The 14,982-nt window shown below is 44.7% G+C and carries 10 protein-coding genes, 2 tRNA genes and 1 pseudogene; 10 read left to right on the top strand and 3 right to left on the bottom strand.

Annotation, left to right across the window (positions count from 1 at the left end; genetic code table 11):
* Nucleotides 1-31 precede the first annotated feature (31 nt).
* From P364_RS0118200 to glmS, 10 genes are all read left to right on the top strand, one after another.
* Nucleotides 32-105 (top strand) — tRNA-Pro (locus P364_RS0118200).
* A 9-nt stretch (nt 106-114) separates the two neighbouring features.
* Nucleotides 115-185, top strand: a tRNA-Gly gene (locus P364_RS0118195).
* Nucleotides 186-1,090: 905 nt separating this feature from the next.
* Nucleotides 1,091-3,883 (top strand): phosphoenolpyruvate carboxylase, encoded by a 2,793-nt coding sequence (ppc, locus tag P364_RS0118185; RefSeq protein WP_024631515.1) that lies wholly within the window; start codon nt 1,091-1,093, stop codon nt 3,881-3,883.
* Nucleotides 3,884-4,139: 256 nt separating this feature from the next.
* Nucleotides 4,140-4,706, top strand: coding sequence for an RNA polymerase sigma factor SigW (gene sigW / locus P364_RS0118180; protein WP_017692117.1), 567 nt, complete (start codon nt 4,140-4,142; stop codon nt 4,704-4,706).
* Nucleotides 4,707-4,842: 136 nt separating this feature from the next.
* Nucleotides 4,843-5,457 (top strand): zf-HC2 domain-containing protein, encoded by a 615-nt coding sequence (locus P364_RS0118175; protein WP_024631514.1) that lies wholly within the window; start codon nt 4,843-4,845, stop codon nt 5,455-5,457.
* Nucleotides 5,458-5,850: 393 nt separating this feature from the next.
* Nucleotides 5,851-6,690 (top strand): diadenylate cyclase CdaA, encoded by an 840-nt coding sequence (gene cdaA, locus P364_RS0118170; RefSeq protein WP_024631513.1) that lies wholly within the window; start codon nt 5,851-5,853, stop codon nt 6,688-6,690.
* A complete protein-coding gene (locus P364_RS0118165) occupies nt 6,683-8,164 on the top strand; it encodes a CdaR family protein (RefSeq protein ID WP_024631512.1) in 1,482 nt (493 codons plus the stop codon). Before cdaA ends, P364_RS0118165 begins: the two co-directional genes overlap by 8 nt.
* Nucleotides 8,165-8,237: 73 nt before the next feature.
* The gene (gene glmM, locus P364_RS0118160; protein WP_024631511.1) at nt 8,238-9,578 is read left to right on the top strand and encodes a phosphoglucosamine mutase; all 1,341 of its coding nucleotides are present in this window, start codon (nt 8,238-8,240) and stop codon (nt 9,576-9,578) included.
* A gap of 322 nt (nt 9,579-9,900) precedes the next feature.
* Nucleotides 9,901-10,074, top strand: coding sequence for a hypothetical protein (locus P364_RS37595; RefSeq protein ID WP_161634269.1), 174 nt, complete (start codon nt 9,901-9,903; stop codon nt 10,072-10,074).
* A gap of 245 nt (nt 10,075-10,319) precedes the next feature.
* Nucleotides 10,320-12,152 carry a glutamine--fructose-6-phosphate transaminase (isomerizing) gene (gene glmS, locus P364_RS0118155; protein WP_024631510.1) on the top strand — a complete coding sequence of 611 codons (1,833 nt, stop codon included), beginning with the start codon at nt 10,320-10,322 and terminating at the stop codon, nt 12,150-12,152.
* A gap of 359 nt (nt 12,153-12,511) precedes the next feature.
* Here the strand turns inward: glmS and catA are convergent.
* The 3 genes and pseudogenes from catA to P364_RS0118140 all read right to left on the bottom strand — a co-directional run.
* Nucleotides 12,512-13,163 (bottom strand): annotated as a pseudogene (gene catA / locus P364_RS0118150) (type A chloramphenicol O-acetyltransferase); the annotation flags it as partial.
* 143 nt (nt 13,164-13,306) lie between these two features.
* On the bottom strand, nt 13,307-13,981 hold the full coding sequence (locus P364_RS0118145) for a VOC family protein (RefSeq protein ID WP_024631508.1): 675 nt from the start codon (nt 13,979-13,981) through the stop codon (nt 13,307-13,309).
* Between the two features lie 5 nt (nt 13,982-13,986).
* The gene (locus P364_RS0118140; protein WP_024631507.1) at nt 13,987-14,883 is read right to left on the bottom strand and encodes a LysR family transcriptional regulator; all 897 of its coding nucleotides are present in this window, start codon (nt 14,881-14,883) and stop codon (nt 13,987-13,989) included.
* Nucleotides 14,884-14,982 lie beyond the last annotated feature (99 nt).

Genomic DNA, 14,982 nt, shown 5'->3' with positions numbered 1-14,982 from the left:
TCTCAGGGCGCGCCATTATTTTCATAAGTATCGGGATGTAGCTCAGCTTGGTAGAGCACCTGGTTTGGGACCAGGGGGTCGCATGTTCAAATCGTGTCATCCCGATTTTTGTTTGCGGGTGTAGTTCAATGGTAGAACTTTAGCCTTCCAAGCTAATAGCGTGGGTTCGATTCCCATCACCCGCTTCATGATTTATCGAAAAGCTTCTGCTCTTGCAGAGGCTTTTCTTTATTTCTCGGAACGTATGTAGCATTAAACAAGCCAGTCTCTTTGTTTGATAAAGTGCATGGCTTGTTTAATACATATATAGAGGCCGTAGGCTTTCATCGGCAAAGCCTTTTTATAAATAGAAGAGAGATCTATATATAAAGCTGGAGTAGCTTCAATGACTCCGAGGATACGCTCATAAAACCATTATTACTCCCATACATAGGATAGACGGAAGATAAACAGACTGTAAGGGAGATAACTTACTCCAATAGGCTCTTAAGCGTTACAGAAAAGTATTTTGAATTAGTAATATATGTTTTAATTTTATTTCGGAAGCTGAAGGTGGAGGTACTGTTATATGGGCAGCACACCTTGTTGAAATACTGAACTCGCCACAAACGGTTTGATAAGTGTAAGAATACCTCTAACCTCTTCATTATTTCTGCTAAAAGAAGCAAAAAATTATAAATACACTCTTTAATTTATTGCATCACTGTGATAAAGTATACAAAAGCTTGCTTTGCCGGTCATGTTTCTTTATGTTTCGTCTGGTTTGTAACAATGGAATAGTGCAGTATGAACCCAATCAGGTACAATGAGCATTCTCAGTCTAACTGTATATTTATGAGAAAATAAGTATAGATATGAGTGATTAGAATGATAAAAAGTACGTGAAAAGGGTATCATGCGACAGCATCTGACCATTAATCGAAGCAGAACAAGAAAATGAATAATAAAGCGTGTTTTTGTGCTGCAAATCAGGGTAAATCCCCATTTTTACTAGTAGAAAAATAAAGATTTTCGTACCATTTTATTGTATGATGTTATGAAGGTGTCAAATTTACGTGTACGAATGGAACGATCAGATGGGAGGATAAGCATGACTGAAACTATGGTAACCGCCAGCAAAAGCCAATCCAACAACCTGCTTCGGCGAGACGTGCGGTTCCTGGGCAATATACTCGGAGAAGTTCTTGTCCATCAAGGAGGCACGGAGCTTCTAGATATCGTTGAGAAGATTCGGGAAACGAGCAAATCGTTGCGTGCAGAGTTCTTGCCAGAACTTTATGCAGAGTTCAAAACGATGATCCAGGAATTAGACTCGGAAAATCGCCATCAGGTGATTCGAGCTTTTGCGATTTATTTTCAATTAGTTAATATTGCTGAACAAAACCATCGGATCCGGCGTAAACGGGATTATGAACGTTCTGCAGGAGATTCTGTGCAGCCAGGTTCGATTGAAAAAGCAGTACAGGATCTGAAGGAACGTGGACTTTCTCATACGGAAGTAGAGGATATTCTAGACGATTTATCGCTGGAACTGGTAATGACAGCTCATCCAACCGAAGCTATGCGTCGGGTTATTCTGGACATCCACAAACGGATATCCGAAGATGTCATGTCACTTGATAATCCTACGCTGACGTTGCGTGAACGTGAACAGTTGCGGGAGAAGCTGCTGAACGAAGTCATTACTCTATGGCAGACCGATGAGCTTCGTGACCGTAAACCGACTGTGCTCGATGAAGTGCGGAACGGGATGTATTACTTTCATGAAACGTTGTTCCACGTACTTCCGGATGTATACCAGGAGCTTGAACGCTGCCTGAATAAATTTTATCCTGACCATGACTGGCATGTGCCGACGTATTTGCGGTTCGGTTCCTGGATCGGTGGAGACCGGGATGGAAATCCTTCGGTAACTTCAGATGTAACATGGCAGACCCTGTTGATGCAGCGGAAGCTCGCTTTGCGTGAGTATCAACGGATTATGATTGAACTTATGGGGCATCTCAGCTTCAGCACGAACATCATCAGCGTATCGGATGAGCTGGTGCAGTCGATTGAGCAGGACCGTAGTTGTGTAACATTGAAAAAAGTGGATATGTGGCGGAACGAAAAAGAGCCATACCGCATCAAATTGGCTTACATGATTGCCAAGCTAAACAATGTTTTGGATGAGAACAAAGTAGGACAGCCAGACCGCTATGACAACGCTCAAGGACTGATGGATGATCTGATGATTATTGATCGCAGCCTGCGCCATCACTTTGCCGATTACGTAGCCGATACGACTATTCGCAAAATGATCCGTCAAGTGGAGCTGTTCGGATTCCATACAGCTGCATTGGATGTGCGTCAACACAGTAAGGAACATGAAAATGCGATGTCGGAGATTTTGGCGAAGATGAACATCGTAGAAGATTATGCTCGTCTGACGGAGGATGGCAAAATTGATTTGCTGGCTCGTTTGCTGGATGACCCTCGTCCGCTGACTTCCCCTTATCACCAATACACAGAGGGGACCAAAGAGTGTCTGGACGTATTCCGTACGATCAAGCGTGCACAGAACGAGTTTGGGACCGGTTGTATCACAAGTTACCTGATTAGTATGACTCAAGGGGCAAGTGATCTGCTCGAAGTTATGGTATTTGCCAAAGAAGTAGGTTTGTTCCGCAAAGAACATAACGGTGAAGTGGTATCTACGCTTCAAGCAGTTCCATTGTTTGAAACGATTGATGATCTTCATGCCGCTTCGGAAATTATGCAGAAGCTGTTCAACCTTCCAGTATACCGTGCAAGTGTAAGCGGGCGGAATGAGCTGCATGAAATCATGTTGGGTTATTCGGACAGCAACAAGGATGGCGGGGTTGTTACAGCGAACTGGGAGCTGCGTGTAGCGATGAATGCCATTACCGCTGTTGGTAATGAACATGGCGTTAAACTGAAGTTCTTCCATGGACGTGGCGGAGCGCTTGGACGTGGAGGTATGCCTCTCAACCGCAGTATTCTTGCTCAACCACCACATACTATTGGCGGGGGCATTAAGATTACAGAGCAGGGTGAGGTTATCTCTTCCCGTTATTCCCTTCAGGGAATTGCATACCGCAGTCTTGAGCAGGCCACATCGGCTTTGATCACAGCTGCGCTGAACAGCCTGGAGCCGCAAGAGTCGGCATCGGAGCAACAGTGGGACAGCATTATCAAGGATATTTCCGAAGTATCCCTGACGAAATACCAGGATCTTATTTTCCGTGATCCAGACTTCTTTACCTTCTTCAAGGAATCGACACCGCTGCCTGAGGTGGGAGAACTAAATATTGGTTCACGTCCATCCAAACGGAAAAACAGCGACAAGTTCGAGGATCTAAGAGCGATCCCTTGGGTATTTGCCTGGACCCAGAGTCGTTATCTGCTTCCCGCATGGTATGCGGCAGGAACGGGACTGCAAAGTTACTATCAGGATAAGGAAGAAAATCTGACTGTCTTGAAAGAAATGTATGAAAACTTCCCATTCTTCCGTACACTAATTGATACGGTGCAGATGGCTGTTGCCAAAGCAGATCTGGTCATTGCGAAAGAATACTCGGCCATGACTTCCAATAAGGAAGCGCGTGATCGTATCTATGGTCAGATTGAATCGGAATTCAAGCTTACCAAAGAGCTGATTCTGAAAATTACCGGAGAAGCTGAAATTCTGGATGATGTACCGGTGATTCAAGAGTCGATCCGACTTCGTAATCCGTATGTCGATCCTTTGTCCTACATGCAGGTCCAACTTCTGAGTGAGCTCAGAGACATGCGTGAGCGCGGCGAGGATGACACAGAGCTGCTGCGTGAAGTGCTGCTGACGATTAACGGTATTGCTGCAGGACTTCGGAATACGGGCTGATCGTTAAGCTGCTTAAGAATTAATGAAATGAATTTTACAGCCATGTAGACAGCAAAAAGCTTAATTCTTTCCTCAGCTTGGGTGAGAGATGAAACGGGACTCCTTCTGGAGTTCCCGTTTTTACTGTTTTTGGCGGATATTTTCCGGCACAGTCTTGATTTTTGACCAAAGTTGATTTACGATTTGATTGGTGAATTACAAGTGTGGACGGGTATTAGAAGGCGGAAGACCCATCAGCATGTCTGGGGGAATAAGGGTGGACAATTTGGAGAACAGGCTTGTTAAGCTGGTACTGAAGGGTGACCAGCGAGCCTTTGCAGAAATCGTTGAATTATACAAGGACAAGCTGTTTCATCTGGCATACCGGATGCTGAACAATCGTCATGAAGCCGAAGACGTTGTACAGGAGACGTTTTTGCGTGTGTTTCGCAATATGGAGAAGTATGATCCGAACCAGAAGTTCTCAACCTGGATTTACCGGATTGCAACCAATCTGTGTATTGACCGCTTACGACGGAAGAAGCCTTCTTACTCATTGGATGCAGAGCTGAATGATCAGGAAGGATCTGACGGTTATGCGATGCTTCCTAGTGATGATCGTACACCAGAGAGCGAAGCACTTTTGTCTGAGACACAGACACTTATCCGTGAAGCGATTGACAGTTTGCCGGCCAAGTATAAATCAGTCATGATTTTGAGATATTTACAGGACTTGTCGCTGCAGGAAATCAGTGATGTGACAGGTATGCCCGTAACAACGATTAAAACTCGTGTTCATCGGGGTCGTGATTTTTTGCGTAAAAAACTGGAGTATAAGTTGTAAATGTAAAACGTCTTTATTTTGGGCGAAATTATTTGAAACATATCCGAAACGGATGCGTATGTAATGTATGCAAGTCTTATGCGTGCTTTTTGGCAATGCAAGGACTAAGTGATCTAAAGAAAGGATTGGCTCTCATATGGATTGCAACTCGGCCGTCTCTTTAATGCATGAATGTTTGGATGAGTCGTTGTCCCCGGCCCAGAAGGTTGACCTGAAAAGTCACCTTGTGACCTGTCCGGATTGTCGCATGCGCTTTAAAGAGTTGGAACAGACGGAAATGCTACTCTTTGCCATGAAACACTATTCACCGTCTGCCTCGGATGAGCTGACCAATCGAATTATGAATGCTCTGCCCCAGCCCAAGAGACAGCAAGTATGGCTCAAATGGGTCAAAGGACATCCCGCGCTGACGGCGGCAGCCTTCTTTTTGGTCGTGATGCTCTTTAGCGCCTGGAATTTCTGGAATCAGAATAACGAAATGGTCGTTAAGGGAAATAATCTGGACCAGATCGTGATTGAAGGAAACACGGTTATTGTTCCGGAGGGCAAGTCCATTGCTGGCGATCTTACGATAGAGAATGGAACTGCCCAGGTGTACGGTGATGTAAATGGCAATCTGACGGTCATCGACGGACAGCTGTATCAGGCTTCAACGGCGCATATTTCCGGTCAGGTGAAAAGTATTGATCAGGCGCTGGACTGGTTCTGGTACAAAATAACCAATATGGTAAATGAAGTGGCATACCGCTAATATAGGGTGACTTCTTCAATGGTATATACCAAGCAGGGTACCTCCAGATTGCTGGGGTACTCTTTTTTATCTTATGAACTTTGTAATTTATGGGATTTGTGTTGTTTCTGCGCAGTTTGTGACTCCCGTAACTTGCAACCTGAACGTTAACGTTATAACCTAGATACTAAAGAGAACATACTACTACATATAGAAAAGCATTTTGCCTAAATTCAAAGAGCGTTCTTCAATCAGCAAAATATAGATCGAAATGGTTCAATTCGTTTATATTTTGTGCCTGGGAGCGAGCTTGAATCGAATGATGCAAAAATGCGAGATAAGGATTATTTAAATCCTAATGGGTTAATATGAGATCAGGGTTTACTCATCAATGGGGATAGCGGGGGCTGGCTTATGAACTATTTTGCTGACTTAACGTGGAAAGAGTCCATTAAGGACGTTATCGATATATTGATCGTTACCTATATTATGTACAAACTGATTTTGCTCGTGCGAGGCACCCGTGCGGTTCAACTGCTAAAAGGTATATTGTTCCTTGTGGTGATCTGGGCACTAAGTACGTGGCTAAATCTCTATACGCTCAAATGGCTGATGAACCAGATGTTTACGTTTGGTGTCGTTGCGGTCTTTATTATCTTTCAGCCGGAGCTGCGCCGTGGTCTGGAGCAATTGGGCCGTGGCAAGCTGTTTGGACGCTCGGCAGCGGCAAGTGACGAAGAATTAACGGTGTTAATTGGTGAGATCATTAAGTCCGTCAATTATTTGTCACGGCGAAAAATTGGTGCATTGGTTGTATTCGAACGCGAAACAGGCCTGAACGATTACACGGAGTCCGGGATCCAGATGCAATCACTGGTTAGCTCGGAGCTGATGATTAACATTTTTATTCCGAATACACCGCTCCATGATGGAGCCGTCATTATACAGGGCAAACAGATTTCGGCGGCAGCCTGTTATTTGCCATTGTCCGAGAATCCGTTTATCAGCAAGGAGCTGGGAACGCGTCACCGTGCAGCGATCGGGATTACTGAGGTGGCAGACGCGATCTGTCTGGTTGTTTCAGAGGAGACGGGACAAGTGTCTCTTGCAATGAATGGACAGGTCGTCCGGGATATCAAGGAAGAATCGCTGATTGCCAAACTGTACGAAGAACTGCGTCCAACATCCAATCTAAGTAAAAAGAATGGTTGGACTACCTTCTGGAAACGGAAGGGGGGGCGTAAAAATGGATAAATGGTTTAACAATAACAATTTTGCGAAGATTCTAGCCTTAGCGGTGAGTTTGTTGCTTTGGTTCATGATACATCTGGATGAAGTACCAACTACGCCGACAATCTCAACTGGGACGACCAATAAGGTTGTGGAGCGTACCGTGCCTATTCAGCCCTATGGGCTCGACAGCAACTCCTACGTCCTTACTTCATTAAGTACGGATGAAGTACGTCTGGAGATTAAAGGGCAGCGCTCGATGTTGACTTCGATTTTTACGAATGATGATTATAAAGTGCTAGTGGATTTGAGTCAGGTGAAAGATGGGTCCAATACGTTACCGTTAGTACCCGATCTGCCTTCAGGAGTTGAAGTGGTAAGCATGGAGCCTTCCATGGTTACAGTCAACGTGGAAAAACTGGGCACCAAATCTTTCGACGTGAATATTGTACCCGAAGGAGAACCTTCCGCCGGATACAGCGCTGGAACGCCCGTTGTTGAACCTTCGGGTCCAGTTAAGGTAACTCTGCCGGAAGGGCAGCTTGACGCCGTAGCGAAGGTTCAGGGCAGTGTGAGCGTGAAGGATGCGAAGGATGACGTGGTTCAGAAAAAAGTGAAGCTTCAGGCATTGGACGCCGAGGGCAAGGTCATTGAAAATGCGATTGTTACACCAGAGACCGTTGAAGTTCGGATTCCGGTCAGGCAGCCCTATACAACTGTACCCTTAAGAATCAAATATTCAGGACAACTGCCGGAGGGGCTGGTGCTCTCCACGGTTGAGCCAAGCGTGAAAGAAGTCTCGGTTTACGGTACAGAGGATGCTCTTGCGGGTATACAGTCCTACGACCAAGTAACCCTTGATCTTACACAGTTTGATGAGGCAGGAACGTCGACAGTTAACGTGGACTTGACGCCGCCTTCCGGTTTTGAGAAAATCGAGCCTAGTTCGATTCAGCTTAAGGTGACGGTATCGCCTTTCGATGAGCTTCAGGAGACGACCAAAGTCTTTCCGAACGTACCCATTACGCTTACTGGCGCCGGGAACGGGCTGGAAGGGACATTGGTTACTCCCAAAAGCGGTGGCTTAAATATTACGCTTAAAGGTTCTTCAACGATGCTTGAAGGTCTAAGTAGCGATGATATTAAGCTGACTGCGGATCTTGCTGGACTTACGGTAGGCACGCATGAAATAAAGCTTGAGGCTGACTTGCCTCGTTTTGCCAAACTGGATGAATCATCAAATGATCTGAGCGCTACCGTCAAGATTAGTGAAAAGGCTGATGATACGACGGTTGCTCCCGGCGAGGATCCGAAGGATGAAGGGACGATAGGGCCTGATCCTTCACCAGTCGAAGTTGAGAATGGGGATACCGAAACTGCTCCTGGAGAAGAAGAAACAGAATCGAATACGGACAATCAGGAGCAGAGCCAGCAGGGGAATACCAATCGAGGTAACTCCAATAACAGCGGCAGCAGCAATAGTGGCTCCAACCCGTAAAAGAAAATGTTCAGATCAAAATTTTAAAATAACGTTTATGCTCTTATATGATGCGAATAGAAGGAGTTAGATCATGGGGAAATATTTTGGTACAGACGGTGTAAGAGGTGTTGCCAATAAAGAGTTAACGGCGGAGCTGGCTTACAGCATCGGACGCTGTGGTGGTTATGTGCTTGCAGGTGGTGTGGAAAGACCAAAAGTGGTTATCGGTATGGATACCCGTATCTCGGGGCTAATGCTGGAATCCGCACTGGTTGCAGGTTTGCTATCCATTGGCGCTGATGTAATTCGTCTGGGCGTTGTATCCACTCCTGGAGTGGCGTATATTGCTCGTCTGCTGAAGGCCGATGCAGGGGTAATGATCTCGGCTTCCCACAATCCGGTTGAGGATAACGGAATCAAATTTTTTGGCGGAGATGGCTTCAAGCTGTCGGATGAGACGGAGAACCGGATCGAAGAACTGATGGATGCAGAAACGGATCAATTGCCGCGTCCTGTAGGTGGTGGTTTAGGAACCGTGACCGTGGATGAAGAATCCCGTTATCGTTATTTGGACTATCTGAAAACAACCGTAAATGAGTCGTTCTCAGGACTCAAAATTGTTCTGGACTGCGCTAATGGAGCAGCTTATGAGCTGGCACCCAAATTGTTCAGAGATCTTGGTGCAGAAGTCATTGCTATAGGAGCTGAGCCTAACGGCCTGAATATCAATGAGCAATGCGGGTCAACTCACCCGGAGAATTTGAAACAAGAGGTGCTGAAACATAAAGCGGATCTGGGTCTTGCTTTTGACGGGGATGCGGATCGTCTGATTGCTATTGATGAGACAGGTGCTGAGGTTGATGGTGACTTTATTCTGTGCATCTGTGGTGATGCGATGAATCGTGCAGGCAAGCTGAAAGACAGTACCGTGGTATCTACCGTAATGAGTAACATCGGATTCTACAAAGCAACGGAGAAACTGGCACTGAAAACAGCAAAGACTGCCGTAGGTGACCGTTATGTGATGGAAGAAATGCGCCGTGGGGGTTACAACCTGGGTGGAGAGCAGTCCGGTCATGTTATTTTTCTGGATTACAATACAACAGGCGATGGCATGCTGACAGCGATTCAGCTCGTGGATACCTTGAAAGCTTCCGGTAAAAAGCTGAGTGAGCTTAAGGCGCTGATGACCCAGTACCCACAAGTATTGGTGAACGTGCGTGTTGAAGATAAGAGCAAATACGAGGGCAATTCTGCCATTGAGCAAGCGATTGCTACAGTAGAGCAACAGCTGGGTGATAATGGACGCGTACTTGTTCGTGCTTCCGGGACCGAATCCCTGATCCGTGTTATGGCGGAAGGACCAGATAAGAATGAACTTGAACAATTCGTGTCTCAAATTGCAGATGTAGTGCAAAAAGAACTGGTATAGGACCTGATCGATAGGTCTTACAGACACAGTTGCTTCAAGGGAATCACTGTCACATAAGGCTTAATCTAACAGGGTTTATTCTATATAAACCCATATTCCTACGTCCCGGCCTAGTGAGACCATGGGTCTGTTTATCGGGTCGGGATTGTGGGTAAATATGCCGAAATTGTCACAGGTACTTTGCTCCATTGCAAAATGAACCTGACGTGCATATAATGAGTGGAGTCGTCATTCAGACACAGAAAGTGAGGATCGTAAGGTACTAGTTACACAAGCGCCAGAGCTTGAAGTTGCGCGGGAAGGATTTTGATCGGTACGAATCTTGAAGTATAAGAGACTACTGAGCAGGATCGACGGCAATCAAGCTGACGAGGTGGAGGTGTTCGGATTGTTCGGCGGGGACCTCCCGGTGATGCACCAGAGCCGTAAACCGGATTGCGGAAAATGGATGGGTGACTGTCCACACAACGCGCCGGTAGGTGCAAGAGTCAACTAAAATTCAAATGAATGTGCGCGAAGAGCGTGAACAGTGCGCGGACGGGAAAATGATGTACATTCATGATTGCATCTAATAACAGCTTATGACTGCGGAGCGGCAAGAGGCTGCTCTGATCATTGATAATTGAATAGTTGAAAAGTATTCATGATACGTTAGGCAATCATTTTCATTTTTCTGATATGCCGTGCCAGCCTGTTTCTCTTCGTGACACAGTATTCATATACAATCGGAGGAACTAAACTATGTGCGGTATTGTTGGATATATTGGTAATAAGAACACTCAATCGGTATTGATCGAAGGATTGAAAAAGCTTGAGTATCGTGGTTATGACTCTGCAGGTATTGCGGTATTTACGCCGGAAGGTCTGCAAATTTCCAAAGCTCTGGGACGTCTTGCGAACCTTGAAGCCAAACTGGAGGGTGCTCCGCTGGTAGGTAATGCCGGAATCGGACACACTCGCTGGGCTACTCATGGTAAACCATCGGATGAGAACTCCCATCCCCACACGGATGAGAGCCAGAAGTTCTCTGTTGTTCATAACGGAATTATCGAGAACTATCTGGATCTGAAAGACGAACTGATTGCTCAAGGCCATACTTTCACATCCGAGACAGATACTGAAGTTATCTCTCACCTGATTGCACGTGAATACGATGGAGATATCGTTAAAGCTGTGCAAAAAGTGATCACATTGATGCGCGGAGCGTTCGCGCTGGGTGTTCTGACAGAGTATGAGCCTGAGAAACTCGTAGCTGTGCGTCAAGCAAGCCCACTGATTATCGGTATTGGTGAAGGCGAGAACTTTATCGGTTCCGATATCCCGGCAATTCTGGAGCATACACGTAATGTGTACATTCTGAATGACGGTGAAATGGCTGTTTTGACACATGATGCTGTCGAATTGATGACGATTGAAGGAAACTTTATTTCTCGGGAAATGATTCATGTCGATTGGGATGCTGTGACCGCAGAAAAAGGCGGATTTGAGCACTTCATGCTGAAAGAAATTCATGAGCAACCAAAAGCATATCGTGATACAATGCTGGGTCGCATCGACAATGAAGGGAAAAAAGTTCAACTTCCTGAGTTGAAAATGACAGAAGAGCAAATTAAAAATATTCGTAACGTTCAAATCATCGCTTGTGGTACGGCGTACCATGCGGGTCTGGTTGGACGTACTGTAATTGAGCAATTGGTGCGTATTCCGGTAGAAACAGATGTTGCTTCCGAATACCGCTATCGTTCCCCGATCGTGAGCAAAGATACACTTGTAATCGTGGTGAGCCAATCCGGTGAGACAGCAGATACCCTTGCTGCACTGCGTGAAGCACAGTCGAATGGTGCACATGTACTCGCCATCACTAACGTTGTGGGCAGCTCCATTGCACGTGATGCGAACGATGTGATTGCAACATTGGCAGGACCGGAAATTGCTGTAGCTTCCACTAAAGCGTACACTTCGCAATTGATCGCGTTCAACCTGCTGGGTCTGTACCTTGCACAAGTTCGTGGAACACAAACAGCAGAAGAGATTGCTCACACGCTGGCAGCAATGCAAGCATTGCCTGAACAAGTGGAATCCATGCTGGAGCAAGCGGAAGCCATTAAAGGATATGCAGAACAAATCTCCAAACATGAACATCTCTTCTTCATCGGCCGTGGTCTGGATTATGCAGTAGCACAAGAAGGTTCGTTGAAGCTGAAAGAGATCTCTTATATTCACTCCGAAGCGTATGCTGCGGGTGAGTTGAAACATGGTACACTCGCATTGATCGAGGACGGTATCCCTGTCATTGCTCTGGCAACGCAAGAGAACGTTCTGGAGAAAACCGTGAGCAACATCAAAGAAGTGAAAGCACGTGGCGCAGATGTACTGGCAATTACGTACGAAGAGCACGTAGCACCATTGCTGAAATCCGTTGACCAAGCGTTTGCTATTCCTAAGACGCTGCCACTGCTTAGCCCGGCTCTGTCTGTTGTAGCATTGCAATTGCTTGCATACTACGCTTCTCTGGCCCTTGGTCACGATGTGGATAAACCACGTAACCTGGCGAAAAGTGTAACAGTAGAGTAAGGGATAGACTTTAATTTCAAAGATGACAGATGAAAATAAAGTTCTATATATACCGAGAAAATAAAATGTTAGACTGGCGATACTTTATTTAGCTAGCAGGCAAGTTAGTGACATTAGAACGGGGCTGTCCCATAAGTCATAAAATGGCTAGGGACAGCCCCGTTTTTAAATTGTAAAGCAAAAAGAAACCGTTCCTTGGTAAATGGAAGTACACCCAACCATTTGAAAAGAATGATGGAAAAGCATAAACGGGACGAAGCAGGATAGACCTTTGCTTCGTCCCGTTTTAACATATCAGGTTAGTACTCTTCATCGATATGCATTTTTTAAGAGCTTGTGAGACATCTCATTTTCTAATTATTATAAAAGCCAGTCATTAGATCTATCTGCGAATTCCTGTATAGAGCTCATAAACAATCCTGTATGATAACCATCACAAACCGAATGATGGACTTGTAAAGACAACGGTAAATATATTGAATTACCTTCCTTATTGTATTTTCCTGCTGTAATAATGGGCAGAAGATAATTACTGTTATTATTGATATTTAAGTTGAACCCAGTAAATGAAGTCCATGGAAGAATAGAAATGGAAAAAGTATATTCAGGTATAGGTGTTTTGGGAAACAATTTCCCAGAACCTTGATATTTCTCTACATCGGAGAGGTAAAGATCATAAAACTCTTTGAAGTCATTCTTTCCAGTAGTCCAAATACCAGAGAATGTTTCAGATACACTATCAAAAATCGTATAAAGTGGGTCTAACTTATCCCAATAACCTAAATCTCCCTCGCTATTGTAACCAGTTCTAAAAGCTGTATTTGAGTTTATCACACTTGTCACTAAGAAAATTAATGAAGGATAAAATTTATATCCTATTTGTTTAATGTTTTGGTATAAAACACTAATATCAATTTCTGTGGTTATACTAAAAGTCGTTTGTTGGTTCAAATAATGATTAAATATCTCTTTTCTATTCCAATTGTCTATATCAATTTTATTAAAGTTCATTTGATAGGCCTCCTAATTTTTATCTAAAGTGAAATTAGGAGGCTGACTTGTCTGCTTTCTTCATTAGAATCAATCCCTTTTTTTAGAGTCCCTATTATTGTATCATAAATATTTATTTGAAAATCAACACACGAATCTCTAATTTAATTCGAAATAATAGAGTACACATCATTTTGTATCCGCATCCCCCCAGTCCGTCCAGTTTCAACTTTTACCTCCGTGGCAAAAACACCAGGCATACGCCCGTCTGGGAACCAGGGCATCTCTTTGTCGATTACAATAAACATGCCTTCTGCATCACCGATGGGGGCAAATTGTTTTCCGTCTCCGGCAAAGGGTTCAAGGTGATAATGCCCATTCATTTTGCTTATGGTATCGGGTACATCATCGACAGGCAGACCAATCTCGCTAATGCATAGTAGCTGCCTAGAATCAAAGGTTTCTTCGACTGCATTATCCAACGAATGGTGAGCGATGAACTCCATTAAATTGCCGCTGGGGTCATAGAAATAGAAAGCTGTTGCATCCCAGTAGGGGAAGTAGAACTCATCCTTATCATCTTTGGAAAGCAATGAGATGTTTCGATCTTGAACCCACTTCTTGGCTGCAGCAAGTTGGTTTGTCGGAATCGTAAATGCCACATGATAGAAAGGCTTTTCCTGACCAGGAGCTTGCTGAAATGAAAGGATTGAATTTCCTGTGCGGAAGGATACAACCGTTGTATTCTCCTTCAGTAGCTCAAACTCCAATAACGTACCGTAAAACTGCTTCATTGCCTCCATTTGATCTGTGAGCAAGCCCACCTCTTTTATTTGCATTCAAGTCACTCTCCCTCTACGTATCCTTGATTAAAATAATCAACGGTTTTCTCAATAAATGCTTTGGCAGATTGGGTCAGGTAGCGATCGGAACGATGAATGACTTCAAAGTGACGGTAAGGGGCATCGTCCGTAATCCGAATGATGCGAAGTGTTGGTTCATTCATCGCCTTGATGAGTGGATATGGCAGCACGGTTCCGCCAACGTTAGCTTTAACCAGACTAATGATTGAGGTAGCCGAGCTTGTCTCCATAATCGTATTCAGGGTAAAACCATATTTCCGGCAATAGCCATCAACCAGTTCTCGGCCAGTGAACCCTTCCGGAAACATTACCGTTTGAATGTCGCGCAGTTCCTTAATTTCAATCATATTTCGTTCGGCCCAGACATGGTTCTCAGAAACGACGAGTACATATTCTTCGCTGCATAAAGGGATGCGGACAAGACGCTCATCAGGAGCAGTCGTTAGCTCGATACCGATGTCTACTTCGTTATCCAGCACTTGATTCAATACATAAATCGAAGAAACAACCTTTAATTTGACCTTAGGAAAACGGGAGTGAAAATTAACGAGCAATGGAGTGAGGCGGTAGTCCAAATCGGACGGAAGGACTCCAATCACCAGCTTACCTCGCTGATCATTGCGGAATTCAGCTAACGCATCCTGGGTATTCTGTAAATGGCGAACCATTTGAACACAGTGCTCCAGGAACAGCGTTCCCGCCTGGGTCATCACAATCTTTTTGCCCACCCGGTCGAACAAGGGGACACCCAATTCATCCTCCAAGGCTCGAATCTGTTGGCTCAAGGTAGGTTGAGAAATGCCAATTCTATCTGCTGCTCGTGTGAAATGGAGCTCTTCACAAACGACGATAAAGTTCTCCATTTGACGGATTTCCATATGCTTACCCTCTAATCATTGGTTTTTATAATCATTTTAATAGAAACTATTGTATTGTTCAATCATCATAATACTTCTATACTAGTCTTGCACCACAAT

The sequence above is a fragment of the Paenibacillus sp. MAEPY2 genome, assembly GCF_000499205.1.
In the GTDB taxonomy this organism is placed as follows: domain Bacteria; phylum Bacillota; class Bacilli; order Paenibacillales; family Paenibacillaceae; genus Paenibacillus; species Paenibacillus vandeheii.
The sequence above is the reverse complement of the archived record's forward strand: the minus strand, read 5'-3'. Positions and strand labels throughout refer to the sequence as shown.